Source organism: Streptomyces sp. 11-1-2 (assembly GCF_003595545.1).
Classification (GTDB): Bacteria; Actinomycetota; Actinomycetes; order Streptomycetales; family Streptomycetaceae; genus Streptomyces; species Streptomyces hygroscopicus_B.
Genome location: NZ_CP022545.1, coordinates 5,591,665 through 5,613,729, shown reverse-complemented (window position 1 = coordinate 5,613,729; position 22,065 = coordinate 5,591,665). Strand labels below are relative to the sequence as shown.

16 protein-coding genes and 1 pseudogene are annotated in these 22,065 nt (G+C 73.0%); 12 read left to right on the top strand and 5 right to left on the bottom strand.

From position 1 onward, the window contains the following. Positions 1 to 1,605, top strand: a complete 1,605-nt coding sequence (locus CGL27_RS23575; RefSeq protein ID WP_240450611.1) for an SDR family oxidoreductase — start codon at positions 1 to 3, stop codon at positions 1,603 to 1,605. Positions 1,606 to 1,683: 78 nt separating this feature from the next. Here CGL27_RS23575 and CGL27_RS23570 read toward each other — a convergent pair whose 3' ends face one another. Continuing rightward, the gene (locus tag CGL27_RS23570) at positions 1,684 to 2,958 is read right to left on the bottom strand and encodes a cytochrome P450 (protein ID WP_119989815.1); all 1,275 of its coding nucleotides are present in this window, start codon (positions 2,956 to 2,958) and stop codon (positions 1,684 to 1,686) included. A 191-nt stretch (positions 2,959 to 3,149) separates the two neighbouring features. On the opposite strand from CGL27_RS23570, the gene CGL27_RS23565 reads away from it, so the two are divergent. Together CGL27_RS23565 and CGL27_RS23560 are read left to right on the top strand one after the other, a co-directional pair. Then, entirely contained in the window at positions 3,150 to 3,563 is a 414-nt protein-coding gene (locus CGL27_RS23565; protein WP_119989813.1) for a BlaI/MecI/CopY family transcriptional regulator, read from the top strand. Positions 3,564 to 3,566: 3 nt separating this feature from the next. Then, positions 3,567 to 4,517, top strand: a complete 951-nt coding sequence (locus CGL27_RS23560) for a M56 family metallopeptidase (RefSeq protein ID WP_078642306.1) — start codon at positions 3,567 to 3,569, stop codon at positions 4,515 to 4,517. 77 nt (positions 4,518 to 4,594) lie between these two features. Here the strand turns inward: CGL27_RS23560 and CGL27_RS23555 are convergent, their stop codons facing one another. Further along, positions 4,595 to 5,050 carry a TerB family tellurite resistance protein gene (locus CGL27_RS23555; RefSeq protein ID WP_078642305.1) on the bottom strand — a complete coding sequence of 152 codons (456 nt, stop codon included), beginning with the start codon at positions 5,048 to 5,050 and terminating at the stop codon, positions 4,595 to 4,597. Between the two features lie 314 nt (positions 5,051 to 5,364). Between CGL27_RS23555 and CGL27_RS23550 the strand changes: the two genes are divergently transcribed. From CGL27_RS23550 to CGL27_RS23520, 7 genes and pseudogenes are all read left to right on the top strand, one after another. Continuing rightward, complete coding sequence (locus CGL27_RS23550) at positions 5,365 to 6,525, top strand: acyltransferase family protein (protein ID WP_119989811.1); 1,161 nt, start codon at positions 5,365 to 5,367, stop codon at positions 6,523 to 6,525. A gap of 271 nt (positions 6,526 to 6,796) precedes the next feature. Beyond that, positions 6,797 to 9,133 carry a terpene synthase family protein gene (locus tag CGL27_RS23545; RefSeq protein ID WP_346345737.1) on the top strand — a complete coding sequence of 779 codons (2,337 nt, stop codon included), beginning with the start codon at positions 6,797 to 6,799 and terminating at the stop codon, positions 9,131 to 9,133. A 242-nt stretch (positions 9,134 to 9,375) separates the two neighbouring features. Further along, positions 9,376 to 10,799, top strand: a pseudogene (locus CGL27_RS23540) (amidase). Between the two features lie 89 nt (positions 10,800 to 10,888). Then, the gene (locus CGL27_RS23535) at positions 10,889 to 12,172 is read left to right on the top strand and encodes an FAD-dependent oxidoreductase (protein ID WP_205587741.1); all 1,284 of its coding nucleotides are present in this window, start codon (positions 10,889 to 10,891) and stop codon (positions 12,170 to 12,172) included. Between the two features lie 150 nt (positions 12,173 to 12,322). Continuing rightward, positions 12,323 to 12,700, top strand: coding sequence for an SRPBCC family protein (locus CGL27_RS23530; protein WP_240450610.1), 378 nt, complete (start codon positions 12,323 to 12,325; stop codon positions 12,698 to 12,700). Between the two features lie 106 nt (positions 12,701 to 12,806). Then, positions 12,807 to 13,586 carry an IclR family transcriptional regulator C-terminal domain-containing protein gene (locus tag CGL27_RS23525; protein WP_119989808.1) on the top strand — a complete coding sequence of 260 codons (780 nt, stop codon included), beginning with the start codon at positions 12,807 to 12,809 and terminating at the stop codon, positions 13,584 to 13,586. Between the two features lie 102 nt (positions 13,587 to 13,688). Then, complete coding sequence (locus tag CGL27_RS23520; protein WP_119989807.1) at positions 13,689 to 14,813, top strand: PP2C family protein-serine/threonine phosphatase; 1,125 nt, start codon at positions 13,689 to 13,691, stop codon at positions 14,811 to 14,813. A 49-nt stretch (positions 14,814 to 14,862) separates the two neighbouring features. Here CGL27_RS23520 and gdhA read toward each other — a convergent pair whose 3' ends face one another. Beyond that, the gene (gene gdhA / locus CGL27_RS23515; RefSeq protein ID WP_119989805.1) at positions 14,863 to 16,209 is read right to left on the bottom strand and encodes an NADP-specific glutamate dehydrogenase; all 1,347 of its coding nucleotides are present in this window, start codon (positions 16,207 to 16,209) and stop codon (positions 14,863 to 14,865) included. Positions 16,210 to 16,492: 283 nt separating this feature from the next. On the opposite strand from gdhA, the gene CGL27_RS23510 reads away from it, so the two are divergent. Next, positions 16,493 to 17,269 (top strand): ABC transporter ATP-binding protein, encoded by a 777-nt coding sequence (locus CGL27_RS23510; RefSeq protein WP_119989804.1) that lies wholly within the window; start codon positions 16,493 to 16,495, stop codon positions 17,267 to 17,269. Continuing rightward, positions 17,266 to 19,788 carry an FtsX-like permease family protein gene (locus CGL27_RS23505; protein ID WP_119989802.1) on the top strand — a complete coding sequence of 841 codons (2,523 nt, stop codon included), beginning with the start codon at positions 17,266 to 17,268 and terminating at the stop codon, positions 19,786 to 19,788. The genes CGL27_RS23510 and CGL27_RS23505 overlap by 4 nt, the downstream gene beginning before the upstream one ends. Positions 19,789 to 20,130: 342 nt before the next feature. On the opposite strand, the gene CGL27_RS23500 is transcribed toward CGL27_RS23505, so the two are convergent. Both CGL27_RS23500 and CGL27_RS23495 read right to left on the bottom strand, forming a co-directional pair. Further along, entirely contained in the window at positions 20,131 to 20,805 is a 675-nt protein-coding gene (locus CGL27_RS23500; protein WP_078642295.1) for a response regulator transcription factor, read from the bottom strand. Next, on the bottom strand, positions 20,793 to 21,959 hold the full coding sequence (locus CGL27_RS23495) for a sensor histidine kinase (RefSeq protein WP_119989800.1): 1,167 nt from the start codon (positions 21,957 to 21,959) through the stop codon (positions 20,793 to 20,795). The genes CGL27_RS23500 and CGL27_RS23495 overlap by 13 nt, the downstream gene beginning before the upstream one ends. Positions 21,960 to 22,065: the final 106 nt, after the last annotated feature.

The following is a 22,065-nucleotide window of genomic DNA, read 5'->3' as shown; positions in this document are numbered from 1 at the left end:
ATGGCTGTTCCCGAGCGTCCGCCGGAGCCGGATCGAGCGGTGGATGGTGCGCCGGACCGCGCGCCGGAGCCGCGCCGCTGTCTGGTCACCGGGGCCACCGGCTATATCGGCGGCAGGCTGGTCCCCGAGCTGCTGGCCGCGGGGCATCAGGTGCGGTGTGTGGCCCGCTCGCCCGAGAAACTGCGCGATCACCCCTGGGCGGGGCGGGCGGAGACCGTACGCGGCGATGTGACCGACGAGGAGTCCATCGGCGCCGCCCTGGAGGGCGTGGACGTCGCGTACTACCTGGTCCACGCGCTGGGCACCGGACCCGGCTTCGAGGAGACCGACCGCCGCGCCGCCCGGATCTTCGGCGAACGGGCCCGGGCCGCGGGGGTCCGCCGGATCGTCTATCTCGGCGGGCTGACCCCGGTCGGGGTCCCCGAGCGCGCGCTCTCGCCCCATCTGCGCTCCCGGGCCGAGGTGGGCCGGGTGCTGCTGGACTCCGGGGTGCCGACGGCCGTCCTGCGGGCCGGGGTGATCGTCGGCTCGGGCTCGGCCTCGTTCGAGATGCTCCGCTATCTCACCGAGCGGCTGCCGGTGATGGTGACGCCCCGCTGGGTGCACACCCGCACCCAGCCGATCGCCGTCCGCGATGTGCTGCGGCTGCTGGTGGGCTGCGCCACGCTGCCGGACGAGGTGCACCGGACCTTCGACATCGGCGGCCCCGACGTCCTCACCTACCTCGACATGATGCGGCGATTCGCGGAGGTGACCGGGCTGCGGCGGCGTCTGGTCGCACCGGTGCCAGTGCTCACCCCCAGGCTGTCCAGTCTGTGGGTCGGCCTGGTCACCCCCGTACCGGGTGCCATCGCCCGCCCGCTGGTGGAGTCGCTGCGCCATGAAGTGGTGTGCGCCGAACGGGACATCGTCCGCTATGTGCCGGACCCGCCGGGCGGGCCGCTCGGTGTGGACCGGGCGCTGGAGCTGGCTCTGCGGCGGGTCCGCGACGCGGAGGTGGCCACCCGCTGGTCCTCCGCCGCCACCCCCGGCGCGGCCGGCGATCCGCTGCCCACCGACCCCGACTGGGCGGGCGGCAGTCTCTACCAGGACCGCCGCGCACGCGCGGTGGACGCCTCGCCGGAGGACGTCTGGCGGGTGGTGGAGGGGATCGGCGGGGAGAACGGGTGGTACTCGATGCCGCTCGCCTGGGCGCTGCGCGGCTGGATCGACACCCTGGTGGGCGGCGTCGGACTGCGCCGGGGCCGCCGCGACGCGGCGCGGCTCAGGGTGGGGGACAGCCTCGACTTCTGGCGGGTGGAGGAGGTCCTGCCGCCCCGGCTGCTGCGACTGCGGGCCGAGATGCGGCTGCCGGGCCTGGCCTGGCTGGAGATGACGGTCGACCGGGACGCGCGGGGCGGGACGGTGTACCGGCAGCGGGCGCTGTTCCATCCGCGCGGCCTCGCCGGACACCTCTACTGGTGGTCGGTCGCGCCCTTCCACGCCCTCGTCTTCGGCGGTATGGCCCGGAACATCGCCGCCCGGGCCGAGAAGGACGCGGCCGGGACGGACAGGGACGTGACGGACGCGGCCGGGACGAGTACGTCCGCGTCCCGCTCGCGGTGAACCCTGCCGTCGGTCCCATCGGTTCCGTACTCCCAGGACTCCTGAGCCCGGCGGGTCCCGGGCTGCTGAGCCCCGCCGTCACCGGGACCCGTTCGAGGACCGGTTCGGGGATGCCTTCGGCCGCAGTCCCTCCAGGGCGATCGGCAGATGCCGGGGCCCGCGCAGCACCGCGTTGCGACGGTAGGTCGGCGGGTCCTCCAGCAGCCGGGGCGCATCCAGCCGCCGGGCCAGCTCGGTCAGCGCGATCTGCGCCTCCAGCCGGGCCAGCGGGGCGCCGAAACAGCTGTGGATGCCGCTGCCGAAGCCGAGGTGCTGGTTGTCCCTGCGCTGCGGATCGAACCGGTCGGGGTCGAGGAAGCGCTGCGGATCGCGGTTGCCCGAGGCCAGCAGCAGCCAGACGGACGCCCCCTTGGGGATGGTCACGCCCGCGATGTCGATCTCCGAGAGCGGGGTGCGCTGGGGAAGCATCTGCACCGGCGGATCGAACCGCAGCAGCTCCTCCACCAGCGGGACGACCAGATGGGGAGCCTTGCGCAGCCGGGCGAGCACATCGGGGTTGCGCAGCAGGGTCAGCATTCCGTTGGTGATGAGGTTGACGGTGGTCTCGTGCCCCGCCACCAGCAGCAGCGCCGCGGTGCTCAGCAGCTCCACACGGCTCATCCGCCCCTCCGGGCCCTGCCCGTTGACCAGGTCGGAGAGCATGTCGTCGCGGGGTGCGCGGCGGCGCTCCTCCATCAGCTCGGACAGGTACATCGCCAGTTCCGTACGGGCCTGCCGGGTGATCCGCCGCCGCTCGGCGGCGTCCGCGTCCGGGTCGGGGTCCAAACCGACGGCGAGGGTCTCGGCCCAGGCGTGGAAGCGCGGCTCGTCCTCCCGTGGCACCCCGAGCAGCCGGCAGATCACGGTCACCGGGAAGGGGTAGGAGAAGTGGTCGACGAGATCGATCCGGTCCCTGCCCTCGAAGCCGTCGATCAGCTCGCCGACGATACGGGTGAGTTCGCCGCGCATGGCGTGGAGCCGGCGCGGGGTGTGCGGCGGGCCGAAGGGCGCCATCGCGAGCCGGCGCAGCCGGTCGTGCTCGGGCGGGTCCAGCCGCAGGAAGCTGGGCGGCAGCCCCGGATCGTCCTCCTCGACCAGCTCCGGGGCGGCCTCGGGATCCAGATTGCGCGCCTCGGAGCTGAGCCGGGGGTCGTGCAGCAGACCGTGGATCTCCCAGTAGGTGGAGACGATGTACGGGCCCTCCTCGTCGTGCACCACGGGCGTCTTGCGCAGCTCGGCGTAGATCGGGTACGGGTCGGCACGATGGGCGTAGTCGGTGATCTGCCGCGCGAGTGAGCCTTGCGTCTGCGTCATGGCTGAGTGAGTTCCTTCGTCGGGGTCGTCCCCCTGCTCAGCATCGGTGAGGCGGCCCGGGCCCGCGCGTACAGCCCGGCCAAAGGGGCGAACGCACGACCGGGCCCCGGGGGGGAAGAGGAGGCGGCGGCCCGTCGCTCGTTACCATGTAGCGCCACGCGCCGGGCGCGTGCGGTGTGGAAGGAGACGGTGTGACGGACCACGACCGGACCGGCGGGCCCGGCTGGCCCCGCCGCCCCCGTCGGCGTGGCCAGGGCGAACTGGAGGCGCAGGTGCTCGCCGCGCTGCGCCGGGCGCCGGGGCCGGTGACCGCCGCATGGGTGCAGGAGCGGATCGAGGGCGAGCTCGCCTACACCACGGTCATGACGATCCTGTCCCGGCTGCACGCCAAGCAGGCCGTGACCCGTGAACGCGCGGGCCGTTCCTTCGTCTGGCGGGCGGCGTCGGACGAAGCGGGGCTCGCGGCGCTGCGGATGCGCCGGGTGCTGGACGGCCAGGACGACCGTGAGGCGGTCCTGGCCAGCTTTGTGACCGGGCTGACCGAGGACGACGAGCGGCTGCTGCGCGACCTGCTGAGCGAGGTGGCGGAGGAGCCGGAGGACTGACCGATGGGTGTCTTCGTCTTCCTCCCGCTGGTTCTGCCCTTGACGGCGCTGCCGATCGCCCGGCTCGCCGAACAGCATCTCCACCCGCGCACCGCCACCCGGCTGCTGACGCTCGTCGGCACCGTCCTTACGGTGTGCTCCACGCTGTGCCTGGGGCTGCTCATGGTCGTCGGCACGGCACAACTGCCGGGCAATCCGCTGCCGGACAGCTGGTCGGACCCCGAAGTACGGGCGGCGGTGCCCTGGGACGCGGTGGCCGGAAAGGCGGCGATCGGCGCGCTGGTGGCGGTGGCCGTGTCCGGTACGGCCACCTGTCTGCGCCATGTACGGGTGCGGCGCGACGCCCGGCTCGCGCTCGCCGGGCTGCCGGAGTCACCGGTCGCGGTGCTGCCGGACGACAAGGCGTACGCGTACGCGCTGCCCGGGACGTCCGGGCGGACGGGGCAGCCGGGCCGGATCGTGGTCTCCACCGGGATGCTGGACAGCCTCAGCCCCCACGAGCGGCGGGCCCTGATCGCGCATGAGCGCGCCCATCTGACCGCCCGCCACCACCGCTATCTGCTGGCCGCACAGCTCGCGGCGCGGGCCAACCCGCTGCTGCGGCCGCTGCGGACCGCGGTGGAGTACTGCGCCGAGCGCTGGGCGGACGAGGAGGCGGCCCGGGAGGTCGGCGACCGCCGGGTCACGGCGCGGGCGGTCGGCAAGGCCGCCCTGGTCTCCCAGGGCACGCCCGGGCCGGCCCTCGCCGGGTTCGCCGCCGCGCCGGGGCCGGTGCCGCGACGGGTCGCGGCGCTGCTGGGGCCGGTGCCGCCGTCCCGGCACTGGCCGCCGACGTGGACGGCGGCGGGGCTGGCCCTGTGGATCGCGGCGGTGGGCACGGCCGCGTCCGCCCTGTCGTCGGCGAACGCGGCGGTCGCCCTGGTCCTCGTCCTGCACGCCGCGACGCCGCTGTAGGACGCGCCTTACGGCTTATGCCCAGCGGCTTACGGCTTGGCGCTGACGACGTGCGGCTTATGGCGTGCGGGGCCGCCTTACAGGTCGAACTCGGCCGGCGGGAGGTCCAGCGCGTAGCACGCCTCGCGGACCATGGCCTGCTCGGTCTTGTCGAAGTCGCCGTCGGCGCCCCCGATGACGATACCGATCTGGATCACGGCGCGCGCCTCGGCGGGCTTCTTCTTGGCCTTGGCGACCTCCTGCATCACGCTCACCTTGCCGAAGTCGAAGTCGGCGGTGAGCTTGTTGAGGTAGTCGTTGAAGCGCCGCTGCAGATCGTCGGCCGGGAAGTTCTGCAGCACGTCATTGGTGGCGATCAGCTGGGCGACACGCTGCCGCTCGGACGGCTCGACCGAGCCGTCCGCCGCCGCCACCAGGGCACACATCGCCATGCTCGCGTCGCGGAACGCGCCGCTCTTCAAGTCGTTCTTCTTCTCGGCGAGCTGAGTCTGCATCGTCTGGGCGGATTCCTTGATGCGGTCCCACAGGGCCATGGCCACTCACACTCCATAGGGTCGTTAGCATCTACAGTTGTGTAGAAGTTAGCAGGCGGGGTCGGTCAAGGCCGGGCGGATCGGCCCTCTTCATCGCTCTCTGAACTTCCCGGAGGGGTAAACAAGTTCCCAAGTCGAGGAGGTGAAGGATGCGCTGGGCTGGGTGTAAACCGTCGTACGCGAGAGCTGAGCCTTTTCGGGCGAGGCGCGGCGGGCGCCGCTATGGTGCGTGGAATGTTCCACTCCGCAACCCTCCGCCGAAACCTGGAAAGAGGCGGGATTTTCCCCGCAGGTTCCCCGGGGGGCAGTATGTGATGAACGTCTCGTCCTTACTGCCCGCGCGGCGGGCACCGGCGACCCCGCCCCCCGAGGCGGTACCGGCCTCGTCCCCCGCGCCGAAACAACGTGACGCGTTCTTCGACAACGCCAAGTACCTGGCGATCGTGCTGGTCGCGATGGGACATGCGTGGGAGCCCCTGCGGGGCGGCAGCAGAGCGGCGTCCGCGCTCTATATGACCGTCTACACGTTCCATATGCCGGCGTTCGTGCTCATCTCCGGCTACTTCTCGCGGAGTTTCGATTTCCGGCCGGACCGGCTCAAGCGCCTGATCACGGGTGTCGCCGTCCCGTACCTCCTCTTCGAGGTCGCGTACACCTTCTTCAAGCGGTGGGCGGGCGACGATCCGTCCTATCCGATCACCCTGCTCGACCCCTGGTACCTGACCTGGTTCCTGATCGCGCTCTTCGTCTGGCGGCTGACCACGCCGCTGTGGCGGATCGCGCGGTGGCCGGTGACGCTGGCTCTCCTCGTCGCCGCGCTCGCCACCTGTTCACCGAATATCGGTGACGACCTCGATCTGCAGCGGGTGCTGCAGTTCCTGCCCTTCTTCGTGCTGGGGCTGCATTTGCGGCCGGAGCACTTCCGGATGATGCGGCGACGCGAGGTCAGACGGCTGTCCGTGCCGGTGGCCGCCGCCGCGGTGATCTTCGCCTACTGGGCCGTGCCGCGGATGAACCCCGCGTGGCTCTACCGCCGGGACAGCGCGCAGGAGCTCGGCGCGCCGTGGTGGGCCGGGCCGGTGATGACGTTCGCCCTCTTCGGCTGCTCCATGGTGCTCACCGTGTGCTTCCTCGCCTGGGTGCCCCGGCGCCGGATGTGGTTCACGGCGCTCGGCGCCGGGACGCTGTACGGCTATCTGCTGCACGGCTTCCTGGCCAAGGGCTCCCGCTTCTGGGACTGGTACGACCACCCATGGCTGCACCGGCCGCTGGGGGAGGTCGCGGTGACGGCGGTGGCGGTGGCCGTGGTGACCGCCCTGTGCACACCGCCCGTCCAGCGGTTGTTCCGGTTCGCGATGGAGCCGCGGATGGAATGGGCCTTCCGGCCGACCGCGCGGTCCGGCGGCGGAGCCGTCGCCGACCGGCCCGGCAGCACCGAATCGGCCCGTACGGCGACCGCGTCCGCCTCCCGCTAGGCGCGGCGTCCGCCTCCCGCCAGGGGCGCTCACGTGCCCCGCCAGGGCGCGCTCACCGCGCCCGTGGTGACCCGGCCTACGGCCCTTGCCACGGTGCGGTGGGCGGTGGGCGGCGCGGTGAGCGGTGCAGGGTACCGGTCGCGGCAGCGCATTCGTGTGACTAATGAGGCTTTCGGATAGGCCGAGAGTGGCATGGGTAGCCCGTAGCCGACCCCGGTCCGTAGCCGGACGGCTACGGGCCACCGTCGCACGGAGAGGTGTCGGCCCAGCAGTGACACAGCCCTTTCAACTCCCCGAGTTCTACATGCCGTATCCGGCCCGGCTGAACCCCCATCTCCAGGAGGCACGGGAGCACTCCACCCAGTGGGCCCGCACGATGGGAATGCTCGAGGGCTCGGGGATCTGGGAGCAGAAGGATCTCGACGCCCACGACTACGCCCTGCTGTGCGCGTACACCCACCCCGACTGTTCCGGCGCGGAGCTCTCGCTGATCACGGACTGGTATGTGTGGGTCTTCTTCTTCGACGACCACTTCCTGGAGACGTTCAAGCGCTCCCAGGACCGTGCGGCCGGTAAGGCGTATCTCGACCGGCTGCCCGCCTTCATGCCGATGGATCCGGCCGCCGGGACTCCCGAGCCCACCAACCCGGTCGAGGCGGGGCTCGCGGATCTGTGGGCGCGGACGGTGCCCTCGATGTCGTCGGACTGGCGGGCCCGGTTCCGGGAGAGCACCGAGAATCTGCTCAACGAATCGCTCTGGGAGCTCTCGAACATCAACATCCACCGGATCCCCAATCCGGTCGAGTACATCGAGATGCGCCGTAAGGTCGGCGGCGCGCCCTGGTCGGCCGGGCTGGTCGAACATGCGGTGGAGGCCGAGGTGCCGGCGGTGATCGCCGGGTCGCGGCCGATGCGGGTGCTGCGCGACGCCTTCGCGGACGCGGTGCATCTGCGCAACGACCTGTTCTCCTACCAGCGGGAGATCGAGGACGAGGGCGAGCTGAGCAATGGCGTCCTGGTCCTGGAGACGTTCCTGTGCTGTACCACCCAGGAGGCGGCCGACTCCGTCAACGAGCTGCTCACCTCACGGCTGCGGCAGTTCGAGGACACCACGCTCACCGAGCTCGGCCCGCTCTTCGCCGAGCACGGCCTGGACGCGGCGGCCTGCGCGGGCGTCCTCGCCTACGTCAAGGGGCTCCAGGACTGGCAGTCCGGCGGCCATGAGTGGCATATGCGCTCCAGCCGCTATATGAACGGGGCACATGGCGCGGACGAAGCGGGCGGCGCGGGCGGCGCGCACGGCGCCGACGAGGCGGGCGGCACCGGCCAGGCGGCCAAGGCCCCGGCGTGGTCCCCCTTCGCGCTCAGCGGCCTCGGCGTCTCCGCGGCGAGCCTGCCGCTGACCACCGGCCGGGCGGAGGCGGCCAGGTCGCGCACGTTCAGCCATGTGCCGTTCCAGAAGACGGGGCCGTCCCTGCTGCCGGACTTCTTCATGCCGTTCCCCCTCCGGCTCAACGCACATCTGCCCGCCGCCCGCCGCCATCTGACCGACTGGGCACACCGGATGGGCATCCTCGAACCGCAGCCCGGCATCCCCGGTTCGCAGGTCTGGGACGAGGAGCGGCTGCGCGCCGCCGATCTCCCGCTGTGCGCGGCGGGCATCCACCCGGACGGCTCCCTGGACGAGCTCGACCTGGCGTCGGGCTGGCTGGCCTGGGGCACCTACGCGGACGACTACTACCCGGCGGTCTTCGGCCGCACCCACGACCTGGCCGGAGCCTGGGCGTGCAACGCCCGGCTCGGGGCGTTCATGCCGCTCGACGCGGGCCCCACCCCGGTCCCGGCGACCGCGCTGGAGCGCTCGCTGGCCGATCTGTGGGGCCGTACGGCGGGCCCGATGGAGGACTCGGCGCGCCGCGATCTGCGGCAGTCCATCGACGACATGACCGCCAGTTGGCTGTGGGAGCTGGCCAACCAGACCAAGAACCGGATCCCAGACCCGGTCGACTACATCGAGATGCGCCGGCACACCTTCGGTTCCGACCTCACCATGAGCCTGTGCCGACTGGCGCGCGGACGGCGGGTGCCGCCCGAGATCTACCGCAGCGGCCCGGTCCGGTCGCTGGAGAACGCCGCCGTGGATTACGCGACGCTGCTGAACGACGTCTTCTCGTACCAGAAGGAGATCGAATTCGAGGGCGAGGTCCACAACGGCGTCCTCGTCGTCCAGAACTTCTTCGACTGCGACTATCCGACCGGGGTCGCCGTCGTGAACGATCTGATGACGTCCCGGATGCGGCAGTTCCAGCATGTCGCGGAGCATGAGTTCCCCGTGCTCTACGACGACTTCGGCCTGGCGCCGGAGGCCCGGAAGGCGATGGACGGCTATGTGCGGGAGCTGCGCCACTGGATGACCGGGATCATGAACTGGCACCGGGAGGTCCCGCGCTACCGGGAGGCGGAGCTGCTCCGCGTGCACCGGCAGCCGATGGGGGCCGGGGCCGGATCGGCGGCGCGGCCGGTGGCCCCGTGGCACGGGCCCACCGGGCTCGGCACCTCGGCCGCGCGGATTCCGGTGCCCGCCGGGGCAGTCGGAGCACGTCCGTAAGGATCTCGGGGCCGTATGGACCCGGGGTCCGTAAGGGCCTTGGACCGGCCGCCCCGCCTTGTCCGCCGGGACATGGCGGGGTGGCCACTTGTCGGACTGACCGGACTGACCGGACTGACCGGACTGTCCGGGCCGTCCGGGCCGTCCGGGCCGATGCCCCGATGCCAGGTGCTCTTCCCTCGACCGGCCGCTTCCCGAACCATGGGTTCTGTCCCTGGGCCCCGTAAGGAAGGCGAGCGACCGTGACGACGACGGATGACGACCTCTGCTTCAGGACCGCGCTGGACCTCAGCCGCCTGCTGCGCACCCGCGAGCTGTCCGCGCGCGAGCTGCTCGAGGCCCATCTGGCCCGTATCGAACGGGTCAACCCCGCCGTCAACGCGGTCGTCACCCTCGTCGCGGACCGTGCCCGCGAGGCCGCCGAACGGGCCGATGAGCGGATCGCGGCGGGGGAGGAACTCGGGCCGCTGCACGGGCTGCCCATCGCCCACAAGGACACCCACAACACCGCGGGCATCCGCACCACCCATGGCTCGCCGCTCGCCGACGGCGTGCCCGACCAGGACGATCTGCTGATCGAACGGATCCGGGCCGCCGGGGCGATCACCATCGGCAAGACCAATGTGCCTGAGTTCGGGGCCGGTTCGCACACCTTCAACCCGATTTTCGGCGCCACCCACAACCCGTACGACCTGGGGCGCAGCGCGGGCGGCAGCAGTGGGGGCGCGGCGGCCGCGCTGGCCTCCGGCATGATCCCGATCGCGGACGGCAGCGACACCGGCGGCTCGCTGCGCAACCCGGCCTCGTTCTGCAATGTCGTCGGTCTGCGCCCGTCGCCCGGGCGCGTCCCCGCCTGGCCCGCCGCGACGGCCTGGAGCACCCTGAACGTCAGGGGGCCGCTGGCCCGCACCGTGGCCGACGCCGCCCTGCTGCTGTCCGCCATCGCCGGACCCGACGCGCGGTCGCCGATCGCCCTGGAGGAGCCCGGCGCCCGCTTCGCCCGCCCCCTGGACCGCGATCTGACGGGGCTGCGGGTGGCCTGGTCGCCGGATCTCGGGGGCTGGTGCCGGTCGAGCCCGAGGTGGCCGCGGCGGTCGAGTCGGCGGTGGAGGTCTTCACCGACCTCGGCTGCGTCGTGGAGCGGGCCTGCCCGGACCTGACCGAGGCCGAGGAGGTCTTCCGTACGCTGCGCGCCTCGATGTTCGAGGTCGCCTTCGGCACGCTCATGGACCGCCACCCCGACGGTCTGAAGCAGACGATCCGGGAGAACACCGAGGAGGGGCGCAAGCTCAGCGGACCGGATGTCGCCCGCGCGGAGGTGCTGCACACCCGGCTCTACCACCGCGTCCGGGAGTTCTTCGGCCGCTATGACGTGCTGTTGCTCCCGGTGAGCCAGGTGCTGCCCTTCGACGTCGGCATCGAGTACCCGACCGAGGTCGCCGGGGTGGCCATGGACGACTATCTGGACTGGATGCGCTCGGCGTATCTGATCAGCTCGACCGGCAGTCCGGCGCTGTCCGTACCGGCCGGGTTCACACCCGGCGGGCTGCCCGTCGGACTGCAGATCGTCGGGCCGCACCGGGCGGACTTCGAGGTCCTCCAGGTCGGCCACGCCTTCGAGCGGGCCACCGGGCACTGGCGGCGGCGCCCGGCGGGCATCGGGTGACCAAGGGGGCACACCAGGGCGGCGGGACGGTGCCGCGCCCGGCCGCTACCGCCGATGATCGCGTTCCACCCATGGGAAGGAGCACATCCGTGCCCGCTGCCACCGGCCCGTCCCGTGCCACCGGTCCGTCCCGCCCGCCCCGCAGCGCCATCGTCATCGGCGCGGGCATGGTCGGCCTCGCCACCGCCTGGTCGCTGCGGAACCACGGCGTCGAGGTCACCGTCGTGGAGCGGCGTCACCCCGCGGCCGGGGCGTCCTGGGGGAACGCCGGCTGGCTGTCCCCGGCCCTGACGCTGCCGCTGCCCGAACCGGCCGCCCTCCGCTACGGGCTGCGCAGCCTGGTCTCCCCCGAGTCGCCCGTCTACATACCGCCCCGGCCCGATCCCCGGCTCGCCCGCTTCCTGCTCTCCTTCACCCGGAACTGCACCCCACGCCGCTGGCGGGTCCTGGCCGCCACCTTCGCCACGCTGAACCGCCATGCGCTGGACGCGTACGACGCCCTCGCGGCGGACGGCGTCGCCGAGCCGACCCGGCCCGCCGAACCCTGTCTGCTCGCCTTCCGCACCGCGGCCGAGCGCGCCGTGATGGTCGAGGAGCTGGAGCGGGCCCGCGCGGCCGGGTTCTCGATCGCGTACGAGCAGGTCGACGGGGACCGGGCCCGCGAGCTGGAGCCGACGCTCGGCGACGGCATCGGCGCGGCCGTCGAACTCCACGGCCAGCGCTATCTGAACCCGGGAAACTTCGTCCGCGCGCTGGCCGACGCGGTGCGCGGGCGCGGCGGCGAGATCCTGGAGCGGACGGAGGTGTCTGGAATCCGGGACCTGGGGCGAGGCGTGGCCGTCACCACCTCCCGGGGCCAACTCCGCGCGGATGTCGCCGTCGTGGCCACCGGCGCCTGGCTGGACGGGCTGGTCCGGCCGTTCGGGGTCCGGGTGCCGGTCCAGGCCGGACGCGGCTACAGCTTCAGCGTGCCGGCCGAGGGCGCCCCCACCCGTCCCACGTATCTGGCCGCCCAGAAGGTCGTCTGCACCCCGCTGGGCGAGGGCCGGGTGCGGGTCGCCGGGATGATGGAACTGGCGCCCGTGGAACGGCCGGTGGACCCGCGCCGGATCCAGGCGATCATCGCGGCGGCCCGTCCGCTGCTGCGCGGCATCGACTGGGACGCCCGTACGGACACCTGGGTCGGTGCCCGCCCCTGCACCCCCGACGGACTGCCGCTGGTCGGCCCGACCGCCTCGCCGCGCGTCTATGTCAACGGCGGCCACGGCATGTGGGGCGTGGCCCTCGGCCCGCTCAGCGGACGGCTGCTGGCCGACGCCATCGCGACCGGCAGCTCCCCGGCCGAACTGGCCCCGCTGCATCCGCTGCGCTGATCCGCGGCTGTCCCCGGCTCTGCTCCTGTCGTCGGGCGCGCCGATCGTCCGGTCCTGTCGTCGCGCCGATCGTCCGGGCGCAGGTTTTGGCCCAGCGCTCTCGGAAACCCGCCGTGGTGAGCGACACGACCACATCGAAAGGAGTCACCGATGAGCACCGTGCGGGAGTCCGTCGAGGTTGGGGTTCCGCTCCACACCGCCTACAACCAGTGGACGCAGTTCACCGAGTTCCCGAGGTTCATGGAAGGTGTGGATCAGGTCACCCAGGTGGACGAACGCCACAACCACTGGGCGACCTCCATCGCCGGTGTGCACCGGGAGTTCGACACCGAGATCGTGGATCAGCTTCCCGACGAGCGCATCGCATGGCGCACCACCTCCGGTGAGGTGCGGCAGCAGGGCCTGGTGACCTTCGAGCCCCTCGACGAGCGCCACACCCGGGTCAATCTGGCCAAGGCGCCTGGCGCGGCCGGATCTCCCCCGGCTGACCACATCGCGCGGCCGGCTCTCCCCGGCCGACCACACTGATCTCATACGTCCGTGAGGGGCGCCGACCACACCGGTCGGCGCCCCTCACGCGGGTCCGATTTCTCAGATCTTGCTCATCCGGTTATACCGGGAGCAAGCTGGATGTATGGGTGTTCAAACAGCGCCTACGCTGATCACATCCGTACAGCGGGCCTTCCGGCTGATGGAGGCGGTGGGCGCGCATGAGGGCGGCGCGCCGGCCAAGCGGCTCGCACGGGAGACGGGGCTGCCGCTGGCGACCACCTACCACCTGCTGCGGACGCTGGTCCACGACGGCTATGTGCGCCGGCTGGACGACGGCGGTTTCGTGATCGGCGACAAGCTGCGCACCCTCGAATCCGGAAGCCGGGATCAGGTGCTGCTCGCCCGCGTCCGGCCCACCCTGACCGCGCTGCGCGACGAGCTCTCCGCCGCCGCCTACCTCACCTTCTACGAGGAGGGCGAGATCCGGATCGTGGACATCGTCGACGGTCCGCAGTCGCCCCGGGTCGATCTGTGGGTGGGGTGCGAGGACGCCGGGCACGCCACCGCGCTGGGCAAATGCGTACTGCGCGAGCTGGACGACGACGCCCGCCACGACTATCTGTCCCGCCATCCGCTCGTCGATCTCACCCCGCGCACCGTCACCCGCTCCGACGATCTGCTGCGCCGGCTGGACTCCCCGACCGGCAGCCCGCTGGTCGCGGACCTGGAGGAGTACGCCCTGGGCACGGCCTGCTTCGCGGTGCCGATCCACTGCGGGGACCGGCTCGGCTCGCTCGGGATCTCGCTGCCGGTGGCCCGGCTGGCCCGGCTGGCGAGGAAGGATCCGCACCGTGAGCTGTTCCGGACCCACCTGGTCCCGACGGCGAACCGGGTGAGCAGACACCTCTCGCTCACTATCTGAAAACGCGGCCCTTGCCGAACCTATGGAATCGCTGTTTCTCTGGATGTAACGGACATCTCCGGTATCACTTGTCCCCAGTGGAAGAGAGCAGCGAAGCAGGTCATGTTCCCGGACCGACTCCGCCCATCCGACCCTGACCAACTGGTCGGCCGTCGGCACTTCGCCCCCGCGGTCCCCGTCATCATCATTTGCGGGGTGGCCCTGCTGGCCCTCGTCACCTCCGAGGGGCTGGCCTGGCTGCCCCTGCTCGCCGTTGGTCCAGCGCTCGCCGCCGCCCAGTGCGGACCGTACGGGGTGATACGCATCGGGTTGCTCGCCGTGGCGGTGGGCGCGTTCCTGGGCACCCAGGGCGTGGAGCCGGTGCGTACCCAGGCGATCCTGCTGGCCACGCCCGCCGCCGTGTCCCTGGCGAGCTGCGGGGCCAGCGCCCTGCGCAGACGCCGTGAGCGGGTGCTCGCCGACGTCCGCTCGGTCGCCGAGGCCGCCCAGAACGCCCTGCTCAAACCGGTGCCCGCGCGGGTCGGCCAGTTCCAGGTGGCCGTCCGCTACAGCGCCGCTGCCGCGGAGGCACGGGTGGGCGGCGATCTCTATGCCCTGCTGCCCACGCCGTACGGGGTCCGGCTGATCGTCGGCGATGTGCGCGGCAAGGGGCTGCCCGCGGTGAGCACCGCCGCGCTGGTGCTCGGTGTCTTCCGCGAGGCCGCCTACGACGAGCCCGACCTGCTCGACGTCGTCGCCCGGATCGAGCGCAGCCTGTCCCGCAACCTGGCGCCCGACGACTTCGTCACCGCCGTGGTCGCCGGATACCCCAGCGACGGCCGGATGGAGCTCGTCAACTGCGGACACGCCCCGCCGCTGCTGGTCGGCGAGTCCGGCGTCATCGCCGTCGAGCCCACCCGCCCGGCCCCGCCGCTCGGTCTGGCCTCCCTGGGCGGCGATCTGCCGAGCCTCCAGGTGGTGCCGTTCGCGGGCGGGGACCAGCTCCTGCTCTACACGGACGGGGTCATCGAGGCGCGGGACCGCGGCCGGGAGTACTTCCCGCTGCTGGAACGGGTGCCGCGGCACGTCTGCGACGAGCCGTCCCGCACGCTCGCCTCGCTCCACGACGAACTGCTGACCCATGTGGGCGGGCGGCTCCACGACGACGCGGCGCTGCTGCTGCTCCGCAAGCCGGTGCTGGGCGCGGTGCGCGCGGCGGCCGACATGCCGTCGGCGTCGTCGGCGTGAGCCGTATGCCGTCAATGCCGATGCGACTGGCTCGGCGCACCCGACCGGCTCAGACGACGCCCTGGGCGGCCATCGCCTCCGCCACCCGCACGAATCCGGCGGCGTTCGCGCCCAGGGCGTAGTCGTCGGGAGAGCAGTCGTAGCGGTCGGCGGTGGTGCGGCACAGGGTGTGGACCTCGGTCATGACGGCCGCGAGGCGGGCCTCGGTCTGGGCGAAGGTCCAGCGCTCGCGGGAGGCGTTCTGCTGCATCTCCAGGGCGGAGGTGGCCACCCCGCCCGCGTTCGCGGCCTTACCGGGGCCGAAGAGCACATCGGCCTCCCGGAAGATCTCGATCGCCGCCGGGGTGCAGGGCATGTTGGCGCCCTCGGCCACGGCCAGCACGCCGTTCTTGACCAGGGCGATCGCGCTCTGCTCGGTCAGCTCGTTCTGGGTCGCGCAGGGCAGGGCGACCTCGCAGGGCACCTCGAAGACCGAACCGCGGCCGGAGAAGACGGCGCCCGGCTTGGCGGCGGCATAGGCGGCGATCCGCTCCCGGCGGACCTCCTTGATCTCCCTGAGCAGGGCGAGGTCGATCCCGTCCGGGTCGACCACATGACCGGAGGAGTCGGAGCAGGCCACCACCCGCCCGCCGAGGGCGTGGACCTTCTCGATGGCGTAGAGGGCCACATTGCCGGACCCGGAGACGACGACCGTAAGGCCGTCGAGATCCTTCTTACGGGTGCGCAGCATCTCCTGGGCGAAGTGGACGGTGCCGTACCCCGTGGCCTCGGTACGCGCGGGTGAACCGCCCCAGCCGACCGGCTTACCGGTCAGCACACCGGCCTCGAAGCGGTTGGTCACCCGCTTGTACTGGCCGAAGAGATAGCCGATCTCGCGGGCGCCCACCCCGATGTCCCCCGCGGGCACGTCCGTGTGCTCGCCGAGGTGGCGGTACAGCTCGGTCATGAAGGACTGGCAGAACCGCATGACCTCGCCGTCCGAGCGCCCCTTGGGGTCGAAGTCCGCACCGCCCTTGCCGCCGCCGATGGCCAGGCCGGTCAGCGCGTTCTTGAAGATCTGCTCGAAGCCGAGGAACTTCACGATGCCCAGATTGACGCTGGGGTGGAAGCGCAGGCCGCCCTTGTAGGGGCCCAGCGCGCTGTTGAACTCCACCCGGAAGCCGCGGTTGACCCGCACCTCGCCGTCGTCGTCCACCCAGGGCACCCGGAAGACGAGCTGCCGCTCCGGTTCGCACAGCCGCTCCACGATCCGGGCGTCCAGATACTCCGGATGCGCGCCGAGCACGGGGGCGAGGGTCGGCAGCACCTCGCGCGCCGCCTGGTGGAACTCGGACTCCCCGGGGTTGCGGTGCACGATCTGCGCGTAGACGGCCTCGATGCGGGCGCTGACATCCATGGGTGCCTGATGCCTCTCTGTTGTCTTCTGTCTCATATGCCGGTCCGGTGGGGATGTCCAGGATCTTGTCCCCGGCGGGGTTCACCACGGCGGCGCGCCCAGGGAGTCGCTCGCGGACCGGGAAGATCAGGCGATGGTGGAGCCTGCTCCACCCCGGGGTGGGGGCTGTACCACCCGCAGGTACGGGACTGTGCTCTCTCCCGCGCGTCCGCGCCCGTTTCTAGCGTTCTCGGTGACCGGCGGACCCGTTCGATCCGCCCGGAGCCGACAGAGGGACGGACCGATGAAGAGGCAGTGGCGCGGCCGTACGACGGCCACCGCGGAGCAGGCGGGGACCTGGCACCACGCGCTGACCCTGGACGGGGTCACCCGGGAATACCGGCCGGGGGTCGTGGCGCTGCACCCCATCCATCTGACGGTGCCGCGCGGACGGTTCCTCGCGGTGATGGGTCCCTCGGGGTGCGGGAAGTCGACCTTGCTGCAGTGCGCCGCCGGGCTCGACCGGCCGACGGCGGGCACGGTGCGCATCGGCGGCACCCAACTGTCCTCGCTGAACGAGGCGGCGCTGACCCGGCTGCGGCGGGAGCGGATCGGCTTCGTCTTCCAGGCGCACCACCTGGTGCCGTCGCTGAGCGTCGCGGAGAACGTCGCCCTGCCGCTGATGCTCGGCGGCGAGAGCCCCGGCGACCGGCATCTGCGGGCCCTTGCGGCGGTCGGGCTGGGGGACCGGGGCGGCGCCGTGCCGTCGGAGCTGTCCGGTGGGCAGTGCCAGCGGGTGGCGATCGCCCGCGCGCTGGTGACCACGCCCGACATCGTCTTCGCCGACGAGCCGACGGGGGCACTGGACCCCGCCGCCGCGGAGGAGGTGCTGACGCTGCTGCGGCAGGCCGTCGACCGTGAGGGCCATACGGTCGTCATGGTCACCCATGACCCGTTCGCCGCCGCCTGGGCCGACGAGGCGCTGTTCCTGATGCGGGGGAAGCTGGTCTGGCGGCAGGAGCGGCCGGAGGCGGCCGACATCCGCCGCATCCTCAAGGAGCTGGGCGGGCGGACGGCATGAAGGTCGCCACTCTGCTGGCCGCTCGCGCCACCCGTGCCCACCGTAAGGCGTGGACCGCCGTCTTCGCCGCGCTCACCCTCACCTCCCTGCTGCTCGGCGCGTTCGGGCTGACCCTCGCCTCGGCCTGGAGCGCACATCCACGGGTGGAGCGGTACGCCGGGGCCGACCTCGTCGTGGCCGGCGACCAGACCACCCGCTTCAGCGCGGCGTCGCTGGGCGACCGCGAGACCGTGAGCGCCGGGCTCACCGAGCGGGTCCGGATCCCCCGTACGGCGCTGACCGCGGTGCGCGGGGTGCCCGGGGTGCGGACGGCCGTCGCCGACCTGGAATTCCCGGTGGGCCGCGCGGGCCGGTCCGCCACCGGACGGCCCTGGGAGGCCGCCCAGTTGGCGCCCTACGCGCTACGGAGGGGGCGCGCCCCGCAGCGCGCGGACGAGGTCGTGACGGGCGGCGGCGCGGGCCGCGTCGGGGCGCGGCTGACGCTGCGCGTGGAGGGCCGCGACACGGCGTACACCGTCGTGGGCGTCGCCGAAGGCCCCGGCTCCGCCGTCTGGTTCACCGGCGCCGAGGCCCGCCGCCTGGCCGGCCACCCGGAGGCGCTGGACGCCGTCGGGGTCGTCGCCGAACCCGGCACGGACCCGGGGGAGTTGGCCGGGCGGGTGCGGAAGGCCCTTGAGGCGGCCGGTGTCACCGACGTCGGGCGCCGCGCCGAGGGGGACCCGGCCGCCGTGCGCGTCCTGACCGGGGGCGAGAGGGGAGAGCCCGAGTTCCTGGCCGCCGCGCCCGCCCGCGGCGAGCTGCTGGCGGCGCTCGGCTCCGTGGCCGGTGCCGTCGTCCTGGTGGCGCTGCTCGTGGTCTCGTCGACCATCGTCCAGGCGCTGCGGCAACGCTCCCATGAGCTGGGCCTGTTGCGGGCGGTCGGCGCCACACCGGGACAGTTGCGCGGTGCCGTGGGCCGGGAGGTGGGGCGGGTCGCGGCCTGGGCGGCGCTGGCGGGTGCGGCCGGGGCGGTCCCCGCGTATCTGGGGCTGCGCGCACTGCTGGACGCCCGGGGCGCGCTGCCCACCGGACTCGCGCTGACGCTTCCGCCGCTGCTGTGGCCCGTGCCCCTGGTCACCGCCGCCGTCACCGTCCTGGTGGCCGGGATCGCGGCGCTCATCGGCTGCTCCGGGACCGCCAAGCTGCGCCCGGCGGAGGCGCTGCGCGAGCGGGCACCCGGCAGCGCGCGCCGCATCACGGGGCTGGTGTTGCTGTTCGTGGGCGCGAGTTCGGCCGGGACGGCCGCCCTCCAGCAGGGCGCGACCGCGGCGGCCGCGGCCGGTGGGGCGGCGGTGACGATGGTGATCGCCTGCGCCGTGCTCGGACCGTGGATCGCCGAGGGGGCGATGCGGCTGCTCGGCGCTCCGCTGCGGCTGTTCGGCCCCGGCGGCCGCCTCGCCGCCGCCAACTGCGCCGCGTCCGCCCACCGGCTGGGCGCGGCGATCACCCCGATCGTGCTGGTCACCGCGTTCGCCGGGGTCCAGCTCGCCGGGGGCGCGACCATGACCCACGCGGGGGACGCCCAGGCCCGCCAGGTGCTGCGCGCCGATCTCGCGGTGCGCGCGGACGGCGGGCTCCTGGCCGGGGCGGTGGAGCGGATCCGCGAGGTCCCTGGGGTACGGGCGGCGACAGAGGTCGTTCCCGGCACGGTGCTGCTGGCGCGGAGCCAGCTCGGTGCGCCCGAACTGGAGCGGCTGCCGGTCTTCGGCGTCACCCCGGAGCGGCTGACCCACACCCTCGACCCGGGCGTGCGGGACGGGGACCTCGCCCGGCTACGGCCCGGAACGGTCGCCGTCGGCGCCGACCGGGCGGACTCCCTCGGCGCACGGCCCGGCTCCACGGTGACCCTGCGGTTCGGGGACGGTCAGGAGACCCGGCTGCGGGTCGTGGCGACGTACCAACGCTCGCTCGCGCTCGGGGACTTCCTGCTCTCCCGGGAGGATCTGCTGCGCCACACGTCCCTGCCCGCCGCGGGCCGGGTCCTGGTCGCGACCGCGCCCGATGCCGACCGTAAGACGGTCACGAAGGCGCTGGCGCGGGCGGTGCCCGGGGCCCGCGTGGAGCGGGACCCGGCGCCGGTGCGAGGCGAGGCGGCGGAGCGGGCGCTGGCCGAGGTGGTATCGGTGGCGGTGGTCGGGGCGGTCGGCGGCTTCACGGTGATCGCCGTCCTGAGCACCCTCGCGCTCATCGCCACCGGACGCCGCCCCGAGCTGCGGCTGCTACGGCTGGCGGGCGCGGGCCGCCGTCAACTGCGCCGGATGCTGCGCCTGGAGGCGGCGGCCACGGTGGTGACCGGGCTGGTGGTGGGGGCGGTCGTGGCGTCCGTACCGCTGCTGGCCTTCAGCATGGCCATGGCGGGCACGCTGCCGTACCTGCCGCCGGTGCAGGCCGCGGTGATCGTCTCGGTGGTCGCGGTGACGGCGGCGGCCGGGTCGCTGCCACCGGTGTGGACGACGCTGCGGGGACGTTATCCGCGGTGATTCAGCGTATCCGCGGCCTTTCAGCCCCTCCGGCGTTTGAGGAGCGGGGGACGCTGCGGGGACGGTATCCGTGGTCTTTCAGCCCCTCCGGCGTTTGAGGAGCGGGGTCCGGGGCGGAGCCCCGGTGGGGGTGAGGGGGCGGAGCCCCCTCTTTCGGGAAGGGGCGGGGTGGGGAAAGCCACGGCTCACGCGGCCGCGAACGCTGCCGGAGCCGAGATCTCGGTGGGGCCGGGTCCCGCGCCGGGCCCGGGTCCTGCACCAGGCCCGGTACCCGCACCAGGCCCGGTACCCGCACCAGGCCCGGTACCCGCACCAGGCCCGGTACCCGCACCAGGCCCGGCCCTACCGCTTGTCCGCCGACTCCCCCTTGCCCGCCCCCTTGTTGAGATACGCCAGGACCGCCAGCACCCGCCGGTGCCCGCTGTCGCTCGGCGGCAGGCCCAGCTTGGCGAAGACATTGCCGATGTGCTTGCTGACCGCGCGCTCCGAGACCACCAGCGTCCGGGCGATCGTGGTGTTGTCCCGTCCCTCCGCCATCAGGTGCAGCACCTCGCGCTCGCGCGGCGTCAAGGCGTCCACCGGATCGTCGCGGCGCCGGGTCATCAGCTCCTTGACCACCTCAGGATCCAGCGCCGTACCGCCCGCGACCACCCGTTCCAGCGCGTCCAGGAACTCCTCGACCCGTCCCACCCGGTCCTTCAGCAGATAGCCGAGCCCGCCCGCGCCATCGGCCAGCAACTCGGTCGCGTAGGTCTCCTCGACGTACTGCGAGAGCACCAGCACCGGCAGACCGGGGATCTCCCGCCGCGCCGCGAGCGCCGCGCGCAGCCCCTCGTCGCGGAAGCCCGGCGGCATGCGGACGTCGAGTACGGCCGCGTCCGGACGGTGTTCGAGGAGGGCGGGCAGCACCTCGGGGCCGCTGGATGCGACCGCCACCACCTCATGCCCGGCGGAGTTCAGCAGCAGGACCATGCCCTCCCGCAGCAGAGCGTTGTCCTCGGCGATCACCACACGCACGGCAGCTCCACTTCGATCAGCGTCGGCCCCCCGGCGGGGCTGGTCATCTCCACGGTCCCGTCCAGCGCCGCGACCCGGCGCCGCATGCCGAGCAGCCCACTGCCGCCCGCGGGATCGGCCCCGCCCCGGCCCTCGTCCCGTACCGCGACCCTCAACCTATCCCTCATCCGCACGAGCTCGACCGACGCCCGCTCGGCCCCGCTGTGCTTGGCCGCGTTGGTCAGCGCCTCCGCGATCACGAAGTACGCGGCCGCCTCGACCGCCGCCGGTGCCCGGGGCCCGTCCTCCACCCCGTCGTCGTCCACGGACACCTCGAGCCCGCTGCCGGCCGCGAGCGCTCTTACGGCGCCCACGAGTCCGCGGTCGGTGAGGATCGGCGGATGGATGCCGCGCACGACATGGCGCAGCTCGGTGAGGGCCTCCTCGGCCTGGTCCTGCGCGTCCTCCAGCAGCTTGTGCGCCGCGTCGGGGTCCTTGTCGTACGCGCGCCGCGCCAGCCCCACCCGCATCGAGAGCGCCACCAGACGCGCCTGCGTACCGTCGTGCAAGTCCCGCTCGATGCGCCGCAGTTCGGCCCCGTGCGCGGCGACGGCGCCCGCCCGGGTCTCGGACAGCTCCTCCACCCGCTCGGCGAGCCGGGCGGTGCGCAGCGCCTCCGGCGACGGCAGCAGCAGCGCCCGCGACCACGCCGCGTCGAGGTCGACGAGCCGCTCGATCAGCGGCAGCACCACGGCCCGCTGCTTCAGCAGCCCGCACCACACCCCGTCGACCATCAGCCCGATGACCCACACCGGCATCGCGCAGCAAGCCAGCAGCCAGCCGTAGACCGCGTGGGCGGCGAGCCAGCGCAGATCGCGGTACGTGCCCGGATCCCCGACCGCCGTCCGCACCCGCGCGAACACCTCACCGTTCAGCGGCTGGTACGCCTCGGGCACGGGCTCCCCGGTCCAGGCGCCCACCCACCGCCGCTTGTACCCGGCCGTCCTGCGCACCAGCAGTACGGACTCGGGCAGCACCCCCGCGCCCACGACGGTGACCATCGCGACGGCGGCGAACATCGCCACCCCGATGAACAGATACGAGGCCAGGGCGATCCCGGCCCCCCGCAGCAACTCCACCGAGGCCCGCCCCGCCCGCCACACCGTCTCCCGCATGGCGGTCAGGCTAAGTGAAGGAGCGGGTTCACGGCAGCGGGGGTGTAGCGCGCTACACCATGCGTTCGGGGGCGCGGCCCATCGAGGCGGCGGCGCGGAAACGGGA